This is a genomic window from Allorhizobium sp. GW101-3B10, assembly GCF_059424725.1.
The window spans coordinates 673811-689617 of record NZ_JBWKZR010000001.1; the positions used below are offsets into that span (position 1 = coordinate 673811).

Below are 15807 nucleotides of genomic sequence, written 5' to 3' on the forward strand. Positions count from 1 at the left end.
AATGGAAAAATCGATTGTACTTTTTCCGGAATTTAACGTGTGAACGAGATTCCCGACTACTTCATCTATGGTGAGACACCGCGCCCGCTCGATATCGGGTTCCTCCATGTCGAGCTGATTTCGCAGCGGCAGGATATCCATCATGGCCGGGCAGAGCCGCACAAGCACGAGCAGATGGCGCAGGTGACGTTCTGGATCAGGGGCGGTGGAACCTATCTGATAGAAGACAAGTCCTTGGATTTTTCGGCGCCGGCCATCAGTTTCGTGCCGAGCAATGTCGTGCATGGGTTCGATGTCGGGCCGAATTCCGATGCCGCCGTCATCTCGATAGCCGATGGCGTGCTGCCGCTGGTGGCGGCCAACAGCCTGCTGGGGCTCGACAGGCCCGTCATGCTGCGCTCGCAAGGCCCGGACCCGATCTGGGACCGGATCGGCACGCTGATGATGATGGCGCGGGACGAGTACATGACCGGCCAGCCCGGCATGGAGAAGGTCATCCTGCCGCTGGCAACCGCCGTGCTCTCCTATATGGCGCGCCTCTCCTCGCAGGCGGCGATCATGCGGTCTTCGGCTCAGGTGCCGCTGGCTAGCGAACTGAAGCGGCTTGTCGACCTGCATTTCCGCGAGGACCGGAGCGTCGGCGACTATGTCGCCATGCTCCGCACGACGCCCCATCTGCTGGCCAAGGCGGCGAGTGAGGTCCACGGAAAGGGCGTCAAGGAACTGATCAGCGACCGGCGCCTGCTGGAGGCGAAACGCCTGCTGCTCTTCACGCTGCGCACGGTCGAGGACATCGCCTACGAGACCGGTTTCAAGGATCCGGCCTATTTCTCGCGCTTCTTCAGGCAGCGCACCGGCGACCCGCCCGGCCACTGGCGTGACAGCCGCGCGCCGGCGCCGCGCGCGTGGTTCGAGCATGGTAGTCCGTTTGCCGGCACCGAGGTCAGTGAGGCGATCGTGAAGGCCCAGCCGACCATTGCGCCGTGAGGCCGGGGGTGAACGCCCCGCATCCGGGTACCGCCACCGTCTCCCCGCACGCCGGGACACTGTTCCGGCAGGGATGAGGAGAATACGCCCCATCCTGGCCGGAGGAATGAAGGAGGAAAGACCATGACGACCAAGCTCACAAGCTTGGCGATCGACGGCCGCGCCGCTTATGCGCCCTCGATCTTTCGGTCCGTTTCGGCGCGCGATGACCGACGCTGAAGGAGGTGATCGAGGGCGCGATCCGCAACCGGGTCCGTCATGCCAAGAGGATGACGTCGACATCCGCTGGATGGAGGCGATCGTTTCGCGTAATGCGGAAGTGGAGGAAACCCGACTCGGCGCCGCCGTGCTTGATCTTCCGGCCCGCGGCATTGCCTGGCCTGCCAATCGGCTGCACCAGTATGATGCGAAGATCGAAGCCGGACAGGTTGTGCCGACCGGTTCCTTCATCCGTCCCGTCTAGGGCCGGCGCGGCGACACCATCACCAGCGACTTCGGGCCGCACGGCACCGTCAGCTGCTATTTTGCCTGAGGAGAATCCCTTCATGCCCGCACCCGTCAATGTCTTCAAGCAGGCCATCCTCGATGGCCGGACGCTCTATGGTCTCTGGGTCGCGCTGGCGAGCCCGCATGCGGCCGAGGTTTCGGCAGGCTCCGGATTCGACTGGATCCTGATCGATGCGGAACACGGTCCCAACGACATTCCGCTGGTGGCCGCGCAACTCGCGGCGGTCGCGCGTCATCCGGCCCATCCGGTGGTCCGGCTTCCGGTCGGTGAAACCTGGCTGATCAAGCAGGCGCTGGACATCGGCGCGCAGTCGCTGTTGATCCCGATGGTGGAGACGGGCGAGGAGGCGCTGCGGCTCGCCCGTGCCTGCCGCTATCCGCCGGAGGGCATTCGCGGCATGGGGGCAGGGCTCGGCCGTGCCGCCGATTTCGGCCGGATCGCCGACTATGTGGAGACCGCCAACGATCAGATCTGCCTGATCGTCCAGATCGAGAGCCGGCTCGGCATCGACAATGCCGAGGCGATCGTCACCACCGAGGGCGTCGACGGCGTCCTGATCGGCCCCGCTGATCTCGCCGCCGATATGGGCCATACCGGTAATCCGCGCCATCCCGATGTCATGACGGCAGTCGACGCGCTGATCCGCACGATCGTGGCGTTCGGCAAGCCGGCCGGCATCATGACCACCGATCCGACGATGATTCAGCTTGCCCGCGAGGCCGGCGCCTGCTTCATCGCTGTCGGCACCGATGTGGGGGTGTTGGCGAAAGGCGCGCAGTCGCTTCTCGCCGAGGTCAGGAAGGCTTGAGGCCTCGCCTCGCGCGCCGATAACGGTCAACGAAGATGGAGGTGGCGAGCTTGCCCGCGCCTCCCTCGTGCGCAACCCGAGCCGGTCGCGCATCCTGCGTGGTCTGCCGGCGCGACCGAATTGGCTTCCGCGGGCCTAAGAAGCGAAGGGCCGGGCGGTGCCGCTTATTCCGCCGCGAGGATGTGGAACTCGTGACGGGCTTCCGGATGCTGTGCCTTGCCCATCAGGTAGATCAGACAGCTGGTGCGCAGGAGCGACGCAAAATTGGAGACCGCGCCGTTGATCTCCAGCGCCTCGTCATAGAGCGTCGACAGGAAGCGCGACGTCGACATCGACTGGCTGGCGGCGATTTCGTCGATCAGGTCCCAGAAGGCGGCCTCGATCTGGATGCTGGTGGAATGGCCGGCGATCCGGACCGACCGGTTGACCGCGCGGTAACGGGCGGGGTCCTGTCCCGCAAAGACTTCACACATGGCATGCTCCTCCGGCTTTTCTTTTGATACGCATTATGCGGCCCGATGGATTGCCGGTCAATTTCCCAAAACGTGGCGGTTTCTGCGCAAGGCGCAAATAAATCCGGGGCCGATCGGGCAAAAATCGTCGGTGCGGTAGCGGGCTGCTACCCGATTTGCCACCGGTGTCGGAAACTTCGATCATTCGATGTTTGCCATATACGAGGAGCAGCCCTTGGCGAAGATGATCCATTCGATGATCCGCGTGATGGAAGAAGCCCGTTCCGTCGATTTCTACCGGAAGGCCTTCGGCCTCGCTATTGCCGAACGGCTCGATTTCGACACCTTCACGCTGATCTATCTTAGCAATGCCGAGAGCGAGTTCGAGCTAGAGCTGACCGTCAACAAGGGGCGGGAAGAGGCCTATGATCTGGGCACCGGCTATGGCCACCTCGCCGTCAGCGTCGCCAATCTCGACGGCGAGCACAAACGGGTGACCGATCTGGGGCTCGCCCCTGGCAAGATCGTCGAATTCAACCGCGACGGGGCGCTGCTCGCGCGCTTCTTCTTCATGACGGACCCCGACGGCTACAAGATCGAGGTTCTGCAGCGCCACGGGCGCTTCAAATAAGGGCCGCGGACCGGCGGGCTGGAGGACCTGCCGGGCGCTGCCGAGACAGGGGAGGGCGCGGGCTCCGCGCCGCCCACCGACGGCCCGCAAGGGAAGGGCCGCCGCCAATGCCACACGATCCTGGGAGGAGAATGACGTGGTCACGCTTTACGAAAAATCGAATGGGATTTCCCGCCGCGACCTGTTGAAGCGCAGCGGCAGCGTCGGCGCGCTGCTGGTGATCAGCGGCTCGGCGGTGATCTGTCCGCAGGCCGCCTGGGCACTGGAGGCCAAGGCGCTCAAGCCGGAAACCATGGCGACGCTGATCAAGCTCGCCCGCGACATCTATCCGCACGACCAGCTGGCCGACCGCTTCTATGCGATCGCCGTCAAGGGGCAGGACGATCGCGCCGGCAAGGATGAAGTCCACAAGACGCTGATCGAGGACGGTATCGCCGATCTCGACAAGCGCGCAGGGCCAGTCGGCTATCGCGGCCTCGGCTGGGAGGACGATCGTGTCGCCATCCTGCGCGACATCGAGACGACGCCCTTCTTCCAGGCGGTGCGCGGCGACCTCGTCGTCAGCCTCTATAACCAGAAGGAGCTGTGGCCGATCTTCGGCTACGAGGGCGAGTCCTATTCCAAGGGCGGCTATATCGAGCGCGGCTTCGACGATCTCGAGTGGCTCTAGACGCCGCCGCTCGCGCAAGACAACAGTATCGCCGCCCGAGGAGGCCCATCGTGGATGGGAACGGCGGCGCATTCTCGAAGATATGCCGATTTGACATTCCTGGGAGGAAATCATGGCAGCGCCTTATGATCTCAACGACGACAGCGTGGTCGTCATCATCGGTTCGGGTGCGGGCGGCGGTACGCTCGGCAACGAACTCGCCCAGAAGGGCATCGACGTCGTCATCCTCGAAGCCGGCAGCCGGCACGAATACGAGGAGTTCATCAACGACGAATGGGAGAGCTTTTCCCAGCTCGCCTGGCTCGACAACCGCACCACCGGCGGCGGCTGGCGGGTAGCGAAGGACTTCCCGAACCTGCCGGCCTGGATCGTCAAGGCGGTCGGTGGCACCACCACCCACTGGGCGGGCGCTTCGCTGCGCTTCCAGGAGCACGAGTTCAAGGACCTGACGACGTACGGCAAGGTCGAGGGCGCGAACCTGCTCGACTGGCCGATCACGCTGGCCGATCTCGAGCCCTACTATGCCAAGGCCGAGGACAAGATGGGGGTGACCCGCACCAACGGCATCGAGGGCCTGCCGGGCAACAACAACTTCAAGATCCTCAAAGCCGGCGCCGACAAGCTCGGCTACAAGGAATGTCACACCGGCAATATGGCGATCAATTCGGCGCCGCGCGACGACCGCAACAGCTGTCAGCAGACCGGTTTCTGCTTCCAGGGCTGCAAATGGGGCGCCAAGTGGTCGACGCTCTACACCGAAATCCCGAAGGGCGAGGCGACCGGCAAGCTGGAAGTGCGGCCGAATTCGCATGTCGTCAAGATCGAGCACGACAAGTCGGGCAAGGTGACGGCGGTCGTCTATGCCGACAAGGACGGCAATCTGAAGAGCCAGAAGGCGCGCATCATCTGCGTCGCCGGCAACTCGATCGAAAGCCCGCGCCTGCTGCTCAACTCGGCCTCGTCCATGTTCCCCGACGGGCTTGCGAACTCGTCCGGCCAGGTCGGCAAGAACTACATGCGCCACACCACCGGTTCGGTCTATGCCGTGTTCGAAAAGCCGGTGCACTTCTACCGCGGCACGACCATGGCCGGCATCATCCGCGACGAGGCGCGGCATGATCCGTCGCGCGGCTTCGTCGGCGGCTATGAGCTGGAGACGCTGGCGCTCGGCATTCCGTTCATGGCGGCCTTCCTCGATCCGGGCGGCTGGGGCCGGTCGTTTGCCTCGGCCATGGACCAATATGCCAACATGGCGGGTCTGTGGATCGTCGGCGAAGACATGCCGCAGGAGCAGAACCGGGTGACCCTGCACAAGGAGCTCAAGGACAAGTACGGCATGCCGATCCCGGACGTGTCCTTCACCGACCATCCGAACGACGTGGCGATGCGCGACCATGCCTACAGCCAGGGCATCAAGCTCTACGAGGCGGTCGGGGCGACCCGCGCCTTCCCGACACCGCCCTATCCGTCGACCCACAATCTCGGCACCAACCGCATGAGCGAGAAGGCTGAGGACGGCGTGGTCAACAAGCATGGCCAGACGCACGACATCAAGAACCTGTTCGTCTCCGACGGCAGCCAGTTCACCACGGGTGCGGCGGAGAATCCGACGCTCACCATCGTGACGCTGGCGATCCGCCAGGCCGACTATATCGCGGAACAGATGGGCGCCGGTTCGATCTGACAGGAACCTCCCTGCGGGCGGGGGCGGTGGCCGGTTTCCGGTGCCGCCCCCGTTCTGCGTCCGGGCCGCCGTTGTGCCACGGGATCTCGCGCCATTCTGCTCTGGCACGCTCACGCGCCGCAGATTGATCCGGCTCAGTGGCGCAAGGTCGCCAGCGCCTTGGCGCGTTCCTTCGTCTTGTCGACGAGGCGGCGGATGCGCATGGTGGCGGGTGCCCTGGCCTGGGTGCCCGAGGCGACCGTCATCGAATTGCCGCGCCAGACGAAGCTGTCGCCGAACCAGGCGGCGACCCACAGCACGGGCAGGGCCAGATCGCGCAGGATCATGGCAAGCGGGGTCATGCGGCCGATGTGCCAGTGGAAGGCCTTGCTCAGCAGGATCTCGCCGCCGTACCAGGCGAGCACATAGAGCGCAAAGGTCAGCTGCGAGCAGACGCCTGAGGCGGTGAGTCCGGCCAGCGCGAGGATCGGCAGGGCGCCGCCGGCGAGCAGTTCCGGCGCGAAGACAAGCGGGAAGGACGAGCGGCGTAGCCGCGCCCAGCGCAACTGGCGCTTCCACACGCTCGCCAGCGAGCGGCGCCCGAGCGGCTGTTCGAAGGGCTCACGCGCCAGCCTCACCTTCAGGCCGATCTGGCGGATGACATGCGTTGCCGCCGCATCCTCGGCGATTTCGCCACCGAGGCGTTCGAACCCGCCGGCCCGCGCCATGACCTGGCGGTTGAGCAGCATGGACTTGCCCTGGGCGAAACCGAAGCCTGCGGTGTCGGCCAGCAATTGCCAGCGTGCCTGGAAGCTGTTCAGCCAGGCGCATTCCAGTTCGGCGGCAAAGCCCTCAGGCGCCGAGCCGATTGGAGGCGAGCAGACGAGGCCGGTGCCCGGGGTCCAACGGGCGAACAGGCGTTGCAGATAGTCGGCCGGCATCAGCACGTTGCTGTCGGCGATGACGATCCAGTCATGCTGGGCCGAGCGCCACCCCTTGATCAGGTTGTTCATCTTCGGGTTGACGCTGAAGACGTCCTCGCCGATCAGCAGGCGCGCGGCGCTTTCGGGATGGGCCGCCATGCAGCCGCGTGCGATTTCGATCGCCGGGTCGCTCGGCGAGGCGACGCAGAAGACCACCTCGTAGTTCGGCCAGTCGAGGGCAAAGGCGGAATTCAGGGTTTCCGCCAGATTGTTCTCGACCCCGCACAGCGGCCTGAGGATGGTGACGGGAGGTCGGACCGTCGCGGTCGTCTCCGGCTCGGTCCGTGTCTTGCGCACCAGCACGATCAGCATGCTGAGGAGATGAACGGAGAGAGCGATCGCTAAGGTCCAGATCAAAACGGTCATGGCACATCCTCGTTGCGGGGCGATTCCCGCATAGCATCGGCATATGACAGTTCGGCAACCATAGACCCGCGTGGTCGGGGCGCCAAGACGGGAAGGTTCCGTCCTTGCGCTATGGTTTCGTTTCCACTTGGTCGTGTCGCAGGATCTTGACGATGCGCCAGCCCAGGTACAGCGCGACGACGCCGGCAGCGAGGAAGCCGCTCAGGTCGCCGACGATCTCGGCAATATTCATGACATTGTCGCTGAAGATCACGCCGAGGCCCGTATAGCCGCCGACCCAGAACAGCTCGCCGGTGACGCCGTAGAACGTGAAGCGCGCCCAGGAAAAGGCCGTGGCGCCGGCGATCAGGTTGACATAGGGACCGAGCGGGGCAAGCAGCCAGCGGGTGAGAAAGACCGCGACGGGGCCGTGGCTGTTGATCCGTGCCTCGGCGCGGGCGAGCGTTTCCTGCCGCGACGGCGTCTTCGCCAGCCGCGCTATGATGGCCGCTCCGCCCAGCCGGCCGATGGCAAAGCCGGTCTGGTCGCCGAGCACGGAGGCGGTAAGGGCCGTGGCGAAGACGGCGAGGAGGTTGAAATCGCCGGCGGCGGCGAAGGCGCCCATCAGCATCATGACGATCGAGGCGGGCAGCGGCAGGCCGAGGCAGCTAAAGCCGGTGACCGCTGCGAGCAGGGGCAGGCCATAGAGCGGGAGCAGCGCCAGCAATTGATCCGTCATTTATGCGGCTCTTCGGCACGCAGTCGCGCGATCGCGGCCTCGATGTCGTTCTCGAAGGCCTCGAGCGGCTGGCCCCGGTCGCGGGCGATCCGCTCCAGGGTCGGCCGCGCTTTCCTGTCGGGACTGTCCGGTGGCTGGAGGCCGAGGATCTCGACCAACCGGTCGCGCGGCACGTCGTAGGAATGCGCCACGTAGCCGATCGTCATCCAGCCTTCGAGCGGCTGGTTGCGATGGGCCGGATCGCTCCAATAGAGGACCGACAGCAGGAAGCGGGAGCCGAAGAACAGCGCGATCAGCGTCGCGCCGAAGAAGGCGCCGAGCAGCAGGCGATGGCGTTGCCACAGGATTGCAGGAGCCTTCAACCGTCGTTCCCCACTGAATTCTCCGTATCGATCGCGGCCGGGCTTGACAGCTCCGGCCGCTGGCTTTCAATCGGCCCGGGTCATCTAAACGGAAAAGGCATGGTGCGGCAATGAGCGGGTCTGATGTTCGTCTGGAGGAGAGCTGGAAGAAGGCTCTGGGCCGGGAATTCGAAAGCCCCTACATGCAGCAGTTGCGGGAATTTCTGATCGCCGAAAAAGGCAACGGCAAGCGCATCTTTCCCAAGGGGACCGAGTATTTCCGCGCGCTTGACCTGACGCCGCTGGGGCGCGTGCGGGTCGTCATCCTCGGCCAGGATCCCTATCACGGTGCGGGACAGGCCCATGGCCTGTGCTTCAGCGTCCAGCCCGGCGTGCGCATTCCGCCCTCGCTCGTCAACATTTACAAGGAGATGCAGAGCGATCTCGGCATTCCGCCCGCAGCGCACGGCTTTCTCGAAAGCTGGGCGCGGCAGGGCGTGCTGCTCTTGAACAGCGTTCTGACCGTCGAGGAGGCGCGCGCCGGCGCGCATCAGGGGCGCGGCTGGGAGCGCTTCACCGATGCGGTCATCCGGGCCGTCAATGACGAGTGCGAGAACGTCGTCTTCATGCTCTGGGGCTCCTATGCGCAGAAGAAGGCGGCCTTCGTCGACGGCCAGCGCCACCTCGTGCTGAAGGCGCCGCATCCTTCGCCGCTGTCCGCCCATAACGGTTTTTTCGGTTGCCGCCACTTTTCGAAGGCGAATGATTTCCTCGTCTCGCGCGGGCTCGATCCGATTGATTGGCAGTTGCCCGAGGCACCCCGAGTGGCGGCCCTCTAGCGTGTGGTGCACGCCGTATACTCCCTAAAATTCTATTGATTTTCAATGTCGCCGAGTCCAGCATGCCCACTGCCTTTGCAAGGCATTTTTCAGGACGTAGCGGCATGAACCCCTCGCATTTCTCGAGGCCAGTCTGGCGATGGCCCGATCGCGCGCCGCTGCCGGACCAGCCGATAGCTGCGCCGGAGCGCGTCGACCTGGCCGTCGTCGGTGGCGGCCTGCAGGGACTTTCGACGGCCTATGCCGCAGCTTGCAAAGGCATGTCGGTTCGCGTCATCGAGGCACGCGCCGTGGGCGAAGGGGCGTCCGGGCTCAACGGCGGACAGGTGATCCCGGGTTTGAAATACGATCCGGAGTCGTTGCTCCAGCATTTTGGCGAAGACCGGGGCACGGCTCTGATCGAATTCGCCGCGGGGACCGCGGATGCGGTCTTCGACCTCATCGAGACGAAAGGGCTCGATGTCGAACACGTCCGGACCGGCTGGATCCAAGCGGTGCATACCCACGCGGCGCTGGCCGTCGCCGAGGAGCGAAACCGGCAATGGCGCGCGCGGGGCGCCGACGTCGTGCTGCTCAACGACGCGGAGACGGCGCTGCTCACCGGGGTGAACGGCTATCTGGGCAGTTGGCTCGACCGCCGCGGCGGCACCATCAATCCGCTGGCCTTCACCCTTGAGCTCGCGCGTCTTGCCGCGGAGGTCGGGGTCAGGATCGCCACCAGCGTCAAGGCGACGCGATTGCGGCGCGAAGGCGCCGACTGGCAGGTCGAAACGTCGGCCGGTCACGCGGTTACGGCCCGCGCCGTGGTCGTCGCCACCAATGCCTATTCCGACCGGCTGGTGCCCGGGCTGGCGCGCAGCCTCGTCCCGCTGCATTCCTTCCAGATCGCCACCGTGCCGCTGTCGGACCAGATGCAGGCGAGTATCCTGCCGCACGGGCAGGCCGTCTCCGACAGCCGCCGCATCTCGGTCTACTACCGCAAGAGCCCGGATGGCCGCCTGGTGCTCGGCGGGCGTGGCCGAATGAGCGAACCGCGCAGCGAAAAGGAGTGGGGGCATCTGCAGCAGGCGATGATCCGGCTCTTTCCCCAACTCGAAGGCGTTGCCATCGAGCATCGCTGGTTTGGCCGGGTGGCGATGACGCCCGACCATCTGCCGCATGTCCATGAACCGGAGAGGGGGCTGCTCGCGGTTGCCGGCTGCCAGGGGAGGGGCGTCGGGCTGATGACGGCGCTCGGGCCGCGCCTCGCCGACTATATCGAACATGGCGATCCCGCCGCGTTGCCGTTTCCGGTTTCGCCGATCCGGCCGATCCCCTTGCATGCCCTGCGGCAGATCGGTGTCGGCGCCCTGATCGCCTGGTACCGTATGCTCGACGGCTACGAAGGCTGACTTCCGTCGCCCTCGCGGCTGACCGAACCTTGCAACGACTGTCGCAAGCCGATTAACTGCGGGGCGTTCCCCTCCTGAACCTTAGGGAAGTATCTGTCCTGATGAAACGCGTCTTCAATCCGCCCTCCGTTCGTCCGCCCTTCGGCCAGTATAATCACGGGCTGCTGGTGCCGCCCGGCGCCAGCCTGCTGGTAACGTCCGGGCAATTGGGCATCCGGCCGGACGACAGCATTCCGTCCGACGTGACCGGCCAGGCGGAATTGTGCTTCGAGGCGATCAAGGCGATCCTCGACGAAGCCGGCATGAGCTTCGCCGACGTGATCCGCATCTCGGGCTTCGTCACCCGGCGGGAGGATTTTGCCGCCTACATGGCGGTACGCGACCGTTACACGCTGGAACCCAAGCCGGTCTCGACGCTGATCGTCGTCGGTGGGTTCACCCGTCCGGAGTTTCTGGTCGAGGTTGAGGTAACGGCGGCAAAGCTCGCCTGAAGCGCCTGAATTACCGGCTTTCCAATTCCAGTGAGCGACTGCGCGGGGGGCTATGCCCGGGCGGTGATGCCGATCCTTGTCCGTATTGAAGAAATGGCCGCAGGAACAAAAGGGCGTTCCGCAAGTTCTACGGTCAATGACACGCTTACAGGAAAGGATACCGTCATGAACACCAAGATGTTTGCAGTCGCCGCCGTCGTCCTCGGCTCCGTTGCCGCTCCGGCCGTTGCCCAGGAAGGTACCGTCACCGGCGCCGCTGGTGGTGCCGTGACCGGCGCGATCGTCGGTGGTCCGGTCGGAGCCGCAGTCGGCGGTGTCGTCGGCGCCATCGCCGGTACAGCCATCGCTCCGCCGCCGACCCAGGTGGTCACCTATGTGCGCCAGCAGCCGGTCCCGGCCGAAACGGTCGTCATCGAGCAGCCGGTCGTGGTGGGCAAGCCGATCCCGGAAACCGTCGTGCTCACGCCGGTCGCCGAAGACCCGACCTACGCCTACGCCGTGGTCAACAACCAGCGCGTGATCGTCGACCCGCAGACCCATGTGGTCGTTCAGGTCGTCGAATAACCAATCTGAATGATGCCGGACAGCTTGGCTGCCCGGCATCATCCGCAACCCTTTCGGCAACCTGACCAAGGAGTGGGCGATGAAAACGTCGGTTCTCGCACTGAGTGCGTTAGTCATCGGTGTTTCCATCGCCTTTTCGGTGAAGGCCGCGCCGCAATCGAACGACCGTTCCGCAGGAGCGGTCGTTGTTCAGTCCGAGGTGCAAGCCGCCGGCTGGACGGTCGAGGCGGTGCTTCATGAGGAGCCCCTGGATGCCGGAAACAATCGGCCGGTCGATGTATTCGCACCGCGTCCGATTCCTGAGCACAGACTGAACATTCGTCGGGTCGGGCCGCGTTTCTTGCCCGATCCGGCCAACGCGCTCGATCTCGGGCGCTGAAACCGAGGAGACCTCAAATGACCGATCAATATCCGGGCAACACCACCACGACCACGACCCGCCCCGTCCAGCCGCAGGATACCCGGACTACGGCAGACCGCGGAACCACGGTCGTCAACAATGACCGCAGCAGCAGCGCCGGCTGGGCCATCGCCCTTCTCGTCGCCGTCGCGCTCGGCATCGGCGCCGTCTTCATGTTCACCGACTTTTCGCTGACCGGAAAGTCCGGTGATGCGGATACGACCGCACCGACCACCTCGGCCCCGGCCACTCCGGCCCCGGCCACTGATGCGGCTCCGGCTCCGGCTGCTCCTGCGACCCCCGCTGCTCCGGCAACCCCGGCACCGTCGACCGATGCGGCTCCAGCTGCCCCGGCACCCGCTGCTCCGGCTCCGTCCACGACCCCCGCACCGGCCGGCCAGTAAACCCTCTTGCTGCCCGTCGCGTGTGAAAGCCGGTCCTCCCTCGGGAGGGCCGGTCTTCTCATTTTGCCGCCAGGTCAGCGGGGTTTGCCAGTTCCGCGGACCTTGGCCTTCGACGTCTTCTTGATGCCCACGGGTTTGGTCGCCGCGCGTTCATGGGCGGCAGGCGCCGGCTGTGCCAGTCGACTGCGCACCACGGCGCTCATCGCGGCCGCGCCGGCAACGCCCTCCAGGCCAAGGCCAATGGCCGGCGCGACGAGAACCAGCAAGGCGAAAGCGGGCAGGACGGCGACACAGGCACCCTTGCAGGTATAACGATCGCGGACCGCCCAGAGGCTGACGAAATAGGCCGCCACGGGGATCGCTACGCCATATTCGCCGGCGATGAGCGAGACCTTGGAATGATGGGTGATGATATCGACAAGGGCGGCGAAGCCCGCCCCGACCGCGGCGCCCGAAGCAAAGATGAAGAAGTGCCCATAGCCCCACACCAGGGCCCGGCGCAGCGATCGCGTCGGCAGATGTTCCTCGGGCAGGAAATAGACCCACCACAGCGCAAAGACGATGATCAGGGCGGAAAGCGCGGTGTGGACCAGCATGACATCGAAGTGCTCGACCGTCTCGCGCAGTGCGAGCGTTCCGGCCAGCAGAGTTTCCCCCAGGACGATGATGTTGAGCAGGCCGTAGCGCTCCATGATGTGGTGGCGATGCCAGGGCGTACTGGAGGTCAGCGATTCGGCGATGGCGGGAACGGAGATTTCCAGCAAGACCCCGATTGCCCATAGGCCGTAGGAAAGGCCGCTCGAAAGCGGCTGAACCAGCATGAACGACACCCAGTAGAGCTGCACCAGCGCGATGCCGATCGCATAGGCGACGGCGGTCTTGCGGTGGGCCGTGTCGGCGCAGCCGGCGCGAAGCCAGAGCACCACCATGGCGATGCGCATCACCACATAGCCGATGATCACCGTGGTGAAGTCGGGCGTTGCGGAGAACAGTCTCGGGAGGCCGGCGGCCATGACCAGCGACCCCGCCATGAGGACCATCGTCAGCAGTCGGTAGGTCGTGTCGTCGTTGTCGTAGGCCGAGGCAAACCAGGTGAAATTCATCCAGGCCCACCAGACGGCGAAGAAGGCCATGCCGAAGGTGATCGTCGCCTCGAGCGCGTGCCCCTCCGAGAGGCCGTGATGGAGACCCACGGCCGCTGACGCGATCGCGATCACCGACACCAGGTCAAACAGCAGTTCCAGCGGGGTTGCCGCCCGGTGATGCTCCTCCGGATCGCGCGGCCTGAGCGGGGACATGAGGTTGCGGAGGGCAGGAATCAGGGCGGCCATGGGCATCTCGCTTTGACAAAACACAAGTTTTCTGCCGGAAAACGAGATGCCGGACAAGGGCGGCAGCGGATCAGAAACGTTCCATCTCGCGGCGGACCCTGGCGAGGAAGGCGGCGCGCGTCTCGTCGGTGCAGTTGTTCATGTCGTAGTGCGCCATGTACCTGACCGGTGCGCCGATCTTGATCTGCGCCCTGAGCACGCGCGTAACGATCTTCTTCGGCGGATTGCCGACCAGGAAGGCGCGCCAGGGGGTTGCGCCATAGGTCATCACGGCGGCGAGCTTCCTGATGTGGCGCAGCGTCGGCGTCAGTCTGCCGTCTTCCAGGTCGAAGGACACGCCCTTGACCCAGACGCGATCGAAATAGCCCTTGAGCATGGCGGGGAAGCCGAAATTCCAGACCGGGGTGACGATGACCAGGCCTTCCGCCGCCTTCAGCCGCTCGACATAGGATTTCACCAGAACGGTGTTTTCCGGATAGTCGTGATAGACGGTGCGGTCGTGGGCCGAGAGGACCGGGTCGAAGCCTTCTTCGTAGAGATTGCAGCCATCGACCTGGTGACCCGCCTTGGTCAGGCTCTCGCAGGTCTGACGATAGAGCGCCCGGCCATAGCTTTCGTCGAGCGGATGGGAATGTAGAACGAGTACGCGCATTTCAGAAAAGCTCCATGTCGTGACCCGGCGGCCGCGGCCGCCGGGCGTTGAGTGAAAATTTTCCGCGCCGTTTGTCCCGACGAGCGGGAACCCGCCGCCATAGCCGGGCCCTCGATCACCATGGTTGTTTCCATGCACCGGGGCAGGCGTGCCAGCCCCGGTCGGGAGTACCTTCGGAAGTGGATTGGGTCGTGGCGGTGTCAGGCCTCCTGGAATGCCTGGAGGCCGGGGAAGAGGTAGTTCTTGCCGGCCTTGAAGTCGAAATCGGGATTGTCCCAGGCGATCATCTTGCCGGGGTTCAACAGGCCCTTCGGGTCGGTCTCCTTCTTGAAGGCGAGCTGGACGGTGTCGGTCTGCTTCATGCCGCCTTCTTCCAGCGTATAGCGGTGGGGATTGAAGATCGGGCAGCCGTGATCCTCGTGGATCCTGATGATCTCCTCCAGCCTTTCCGGCGTGGTGTAGCGCACCATGGGCAGGCCGGCGCACTGGACGGCGCCGTCGAACTTGATGAATTCGAGATGGCCGATGACCTCGTCGCCGAAGATCGCGGCGAGCTTGCCGACCTTTTCGACGTGGTCGGGACCGGGATACTGGACCTGCAGATAGGTGAAGCCCGGATCGATCTTGAGCGCCCGCAGCGTGGTGTGGTTCCAGGCCAGTTCATAGGCATGGGGAATGCCCTTCATGCTGTCGACCTGGTCGGAGCGGAAGCGGATCTCGCCCTTCATCTTCTCGACATAGGCGGCGAACGGCTCCATCGAGTGCGGCGCGACCATGAGCACGACGACCGACTGGCCTTCCTTCAGCCACGGCTTGTGGCGGGTGAAGTATTCAAATGGCGCCGGAGCGGCGATCGGGGCGACTTCCTTGAGCAGGATGCCGTTGCGGTGGGTCAGCGCATCGGCGAAGCGCACGGCGTCCATGTACTCGTCGTAGCCGACGATGACGTCCACCCAGTCATAGGCCGGAGCGAGCGGCATTTCGACTTCGGTGATGATGCCGTTGGTGCCGTAGGCGTGAGAGACCTTCTGCAGGTCCCAGGCCGAGAGTTCCAGAACGCGCGGTTCGGCTTCCATGGTGACGACGCGCAGGCGCAGAATGTTGCCGAGGTCGCGCAGGCCACCCCAGGTGATCGAGCCGACGCCGCCGGAGCCGCCGGCGATGAAGCCGGCGAGCGTCGCCGTGCCGGTGGTCGAGGGATGGAAGCGCAGCTCCTGGCCGGAATGCGCCTTGGTGAGGCGGTCGAGCTCGGCGGTGATGATGCCGGGTTCGGCGATCACGCGGCCCGGATGGATCGCCTTGATCTTGTTCATGTTGAGCAGGTTGAGGATGATGCCGCCGGAGAGCGGCATGGCCTGGCCGTAGTTGCCGGTGCCGCCGCCGCGGGCCGTGACCGGCACGCCATGGGCATAGGCGACCTTCAGCGTGCGGATCACTTCCTCTTCGTTCTTCGGCGAAACGACGAGGTCGCCGACAACGTTGTCGAGCTGGGCTTTCAGGATCGGCGAGTACCAATAGAAGTCGCGGCTCTTCTGCTTGACGAGCGCGGGATTGTCTTCAACCGCGATGCCCTCGAGTTCCTTCTTGATCTGCTGGTAGTCCGGCATG

Annotated in this window: 18 protein-coding genes and 1 pseudogene; 12 read left to right on the plus strand and 7 right to left on the minus strand. The window is 64.9% G+C overall.

Features of this window, described 5'->3' with window-relative positions:
- Positions 1 to 39 precede the first annotated feature (39 nt).
- The 3 genes and pseudogenes from AC07Y0_RS03140 (at position 40) to AC07Y0_RS03150 (ending at position 2303) form a co-directional block, all read left to right on the plus strand.
- The gene (locus tag AC07Y0_RS03140) at positions 40 to 987 is read left to right on the plus strand and encodes a helix-turn-helix domain-containing protein (protein ID WP_498674433.1); all 948 of its coding nucleotides are present in this window, start codon (positions 40 to 42) and stop codon (positions 985 to 987) included.
- Positions 988 to 1255: 268 nt separating this feature from the next.
- Positions 1256 to 1519, plus strand: a pseudogene (locus AC07Y0_RS03145) (2-oxo-hepta-3-ene-1,7-dioic acid hydratase); the annotation flags it as partial.
- A 13-nt stretch (positions 1520 to 1532) separates the two neighbouring features.
- Positions 1533 to 2303, plus strand: a complete 771-nt coding sequence (locus tag AC07Y0_RS03150; RefSeq protein WP_498674437.1) for an aldolase/citrate lyase family protein — start codon at positions 1533 to 1535, stop codon at positions 2301 to 2303.
- 164 nt (positions 2304 to 2467) lie between these two features.
- Here AC07Y0_RS03150 and AC07Y0_RS03155 read toward each other — a convergent pair whose 3' ends face one another.
- Positions 2468 to 2776: a ribbon-helix-helix domain-containing protein gene (locus tag AC07Y0_RS03155; RefSeq protein WP_498674438.1), complete on the minus strand. Its 309-nt coding sequence runs from the start codon at positions 2774 to 2776 to the stop codon at positions 2468 to 2470.
- Between the two features lie 214 nt (positions 2777 to 2990).
- Between AC07Y0_RS03155 and AC07Y0_RS03160 the strand changes: the two genes are divergently transcribed.
- The 3 genes from AC07Y0_RS03160 to AC07Y0_RS03170 all read left to right on the plus strand — a co-directional run bounded on the left by AC07Y0_RS03160 (position 2991) and on the right by AC07Y0_RS03170 (position 5740).
- Complete coding sequence (locus AC07Y0_RS03160) at positions 2991 to 3386, plus strand: VOC family protein (protein ID WP_498674440.1); 396 nt, start codon at positions 2991 to 2993, stop codon at positions 3384 to 3386.
- Between the two features lie 136 nt (positions 3387 to 3522).
- On the plus strand, positions 3523 to 4056 hold the full coding sequence (locus AC07Y0_RS03165) for a twin-arginine translocation signal domain-containing protein (protein ID WP_498674442.1): 534 nt from the start codon (positions 3523 to 3525) through the stop codon (positions 4054 to 4056).
- A gap of 112 nt (positions 4057 to 4168) precedes the next feature.
- The gene (locus AC07Y0_RS03170) at positions 4169 to 5740 is read left to right on the plus strand and encodes a GMC family oxidoreductase (protein ID WP_498674444.1); all 1572 of its coding nucleotides are present in this window, start codon (positions 4169 to 4171) and stop codon (positions 5738 to 5740) included.
- A 134-nt stretch (positions 5741 to 5874) separates the two neighbouring features.
- Here AC07Y0_RS03170 and AC07Y0_RS03175 read toward each other — a convergent pair whose 3' ends face one another.
- The 3 genes from AC07Y0_RS03175 to AC07Y0_RS03185 form a co-directional block, all read right to left on the minus strand.
- Positions 5875 to 7068: a ceramide glucosyltransferase gene (locus AC07Y0_RS03175; protein ID WP_498674446.1), complete on the minus strand. Its 1194-nt coding sequence runs from the start codon at positions 7066 to 7068 to the stop codon at positions 5875 to 5877.
- 109 nt (positions 7069 to 7177) lie between these two features.
- Entirely contained in the window at positions 7178 to 7786 is a 609-nt protein-coding gene (locus AC07Y0_RS03180) for a DedA family protein (protein ID WP_498674449.1), read from the minus strand.
- A complete protein-coding gene (locus tag AC07Y0_RS03185) occupies positions 7783 to 8148 on the minus strand; it encodes a hypothetical protein (RefSeq protein WP_498674451.1) in 366 nt (121 codons plus the stop codon). The genes AC07Y0_RS03180 and AC07Y0_RS03185 overlap by 4 nt, the downstream gene beginning before the upstream one ends.
- A gap of 110 nt (positions 8149 to 8258) precedes the next feature.
- Between AC07Y0_RS03185 and ung the strand changes: the two genes are divergently transcribed.
- The 6 genes from ung (at position 8259) to AC07Y0_RS03215 (ending at position 12216) form a co-directional block, all read left to right on the plus strand.
- On the plus strand, positions 8259 to 8966 hold the full coding sequence (gene ung / locus AC07Y0_RS03190; RefSeq protein ID WP_498674453.1) for a uracil-DNA glycosylase: 708 nt from the start codon (positions 8259 to 8261) through the stop codon (positions 8964 to 8966).
- Between the two features lie 104 nt (positions 8967 to 9070).
- Positions 9071 to 10357 (plus strand): NAD(P)/FAD-dependent oxidoreductase, encoded by a 1287-nt coding sequence (locus tag AC07Y0_RS03195; protein WP_498674455.1) that lies wholly within the window; start codon positions 9071 to 9073, stop codon positions 10355 to 10357.
- A gap of 101 nt (positions 10358 to 10458) precedes the next feature.
- Positions 10459 to 10848 (plus strand): RidA family protein, encoded by a 390-nt coding sequence (locus AC07Y0_RS03200; protein WP_028736446.1) that lies wholly within the window; start codon positions 10459 to 10461, stop codon positions 10846 to 10848.
- 165 nt (positions 10849 to 11013) lie between these two features.
- On the plus strand, positions 11014 to 11412 hold the full coding sequence (locus AC07Y0_RS03205) for a DUF1236 domain-containing protein (protein WP_498674457.1): 399 nt from the start codon (positions 11014 to 11016) through the stop codon (positions 11410 to 11412).
- 79 nt (positions 11413 to 11491) lie between these two features.
- On the plus strand, positions 11492 to 11791 hold the full coding sequence (locus AC07Y0_RS03210; RefSeq protein ID WP_498674460.1) for a hypothetical protein: 300 nt from the start codon (positions 11492 to 11494) through the stop codon (positions 11789 to 11791).
- 17 nt (positions 11792 to 11808) lie between these two features.
- The gene (locus AC07Y0_RS03215; protein WP_498674461.1) at positions 11809 to 12216 is read left to right on the plus strand and encodes a hypothetical protein; all 408 of its coding nucleotides are present in this window, start codon (positions 11809 to 11811) and stop codon (positions 12214 to 12216) included.
- A 74-nt stretch (positions 12217 to 12290) separates the two neighbouring features.
- Here the strand turns inward: AC07Y0_RS03215 and AC07Y0_RS03220 are convergent, their stop codons facing one another.
- From AC07Y0_RS03220 to AC07Y0_RS03230, 3 genes are all read right to left on the minus strand, one after another.
- A complete protein-coding gene (locus AC07Y0_RS03220) occupies positions 12291 to 13547 on the minus strand; it encodes a low temperature requirement protein A (RefSeq protein WP_498674463.1) in 1257 nt (418 codons plus the stop codon).
- Positions 13548 to 13617: 70 nt separating this feature from the next.
- The gene (locus AC07Y0_RS03225) at positions 13618 to 14199 is read right to left on the minus strand and encodes an NAD(P)H-dependent oxidoreductase (RefSeq protein WP_498674465.1); all 582 of its coding nucleotides are present in this window, start codon (positions 14197 to 14199) and stop codon (positions 13618 to 13620) included.
- Between the two features lie 200 nt (positions 14200 to 14399).
- A complete protein-coding gene (locus AC07Y0_RS03230) occupies positions 14400 to 15806 on the minus strand; it encodes an FAD-binding oxidoreductase (RefSeq protein WP_498674468.1) in 1407 nt (468 codons plus the stop codon).
- Position 15807 lies beyond the last annotated feature (1 nt).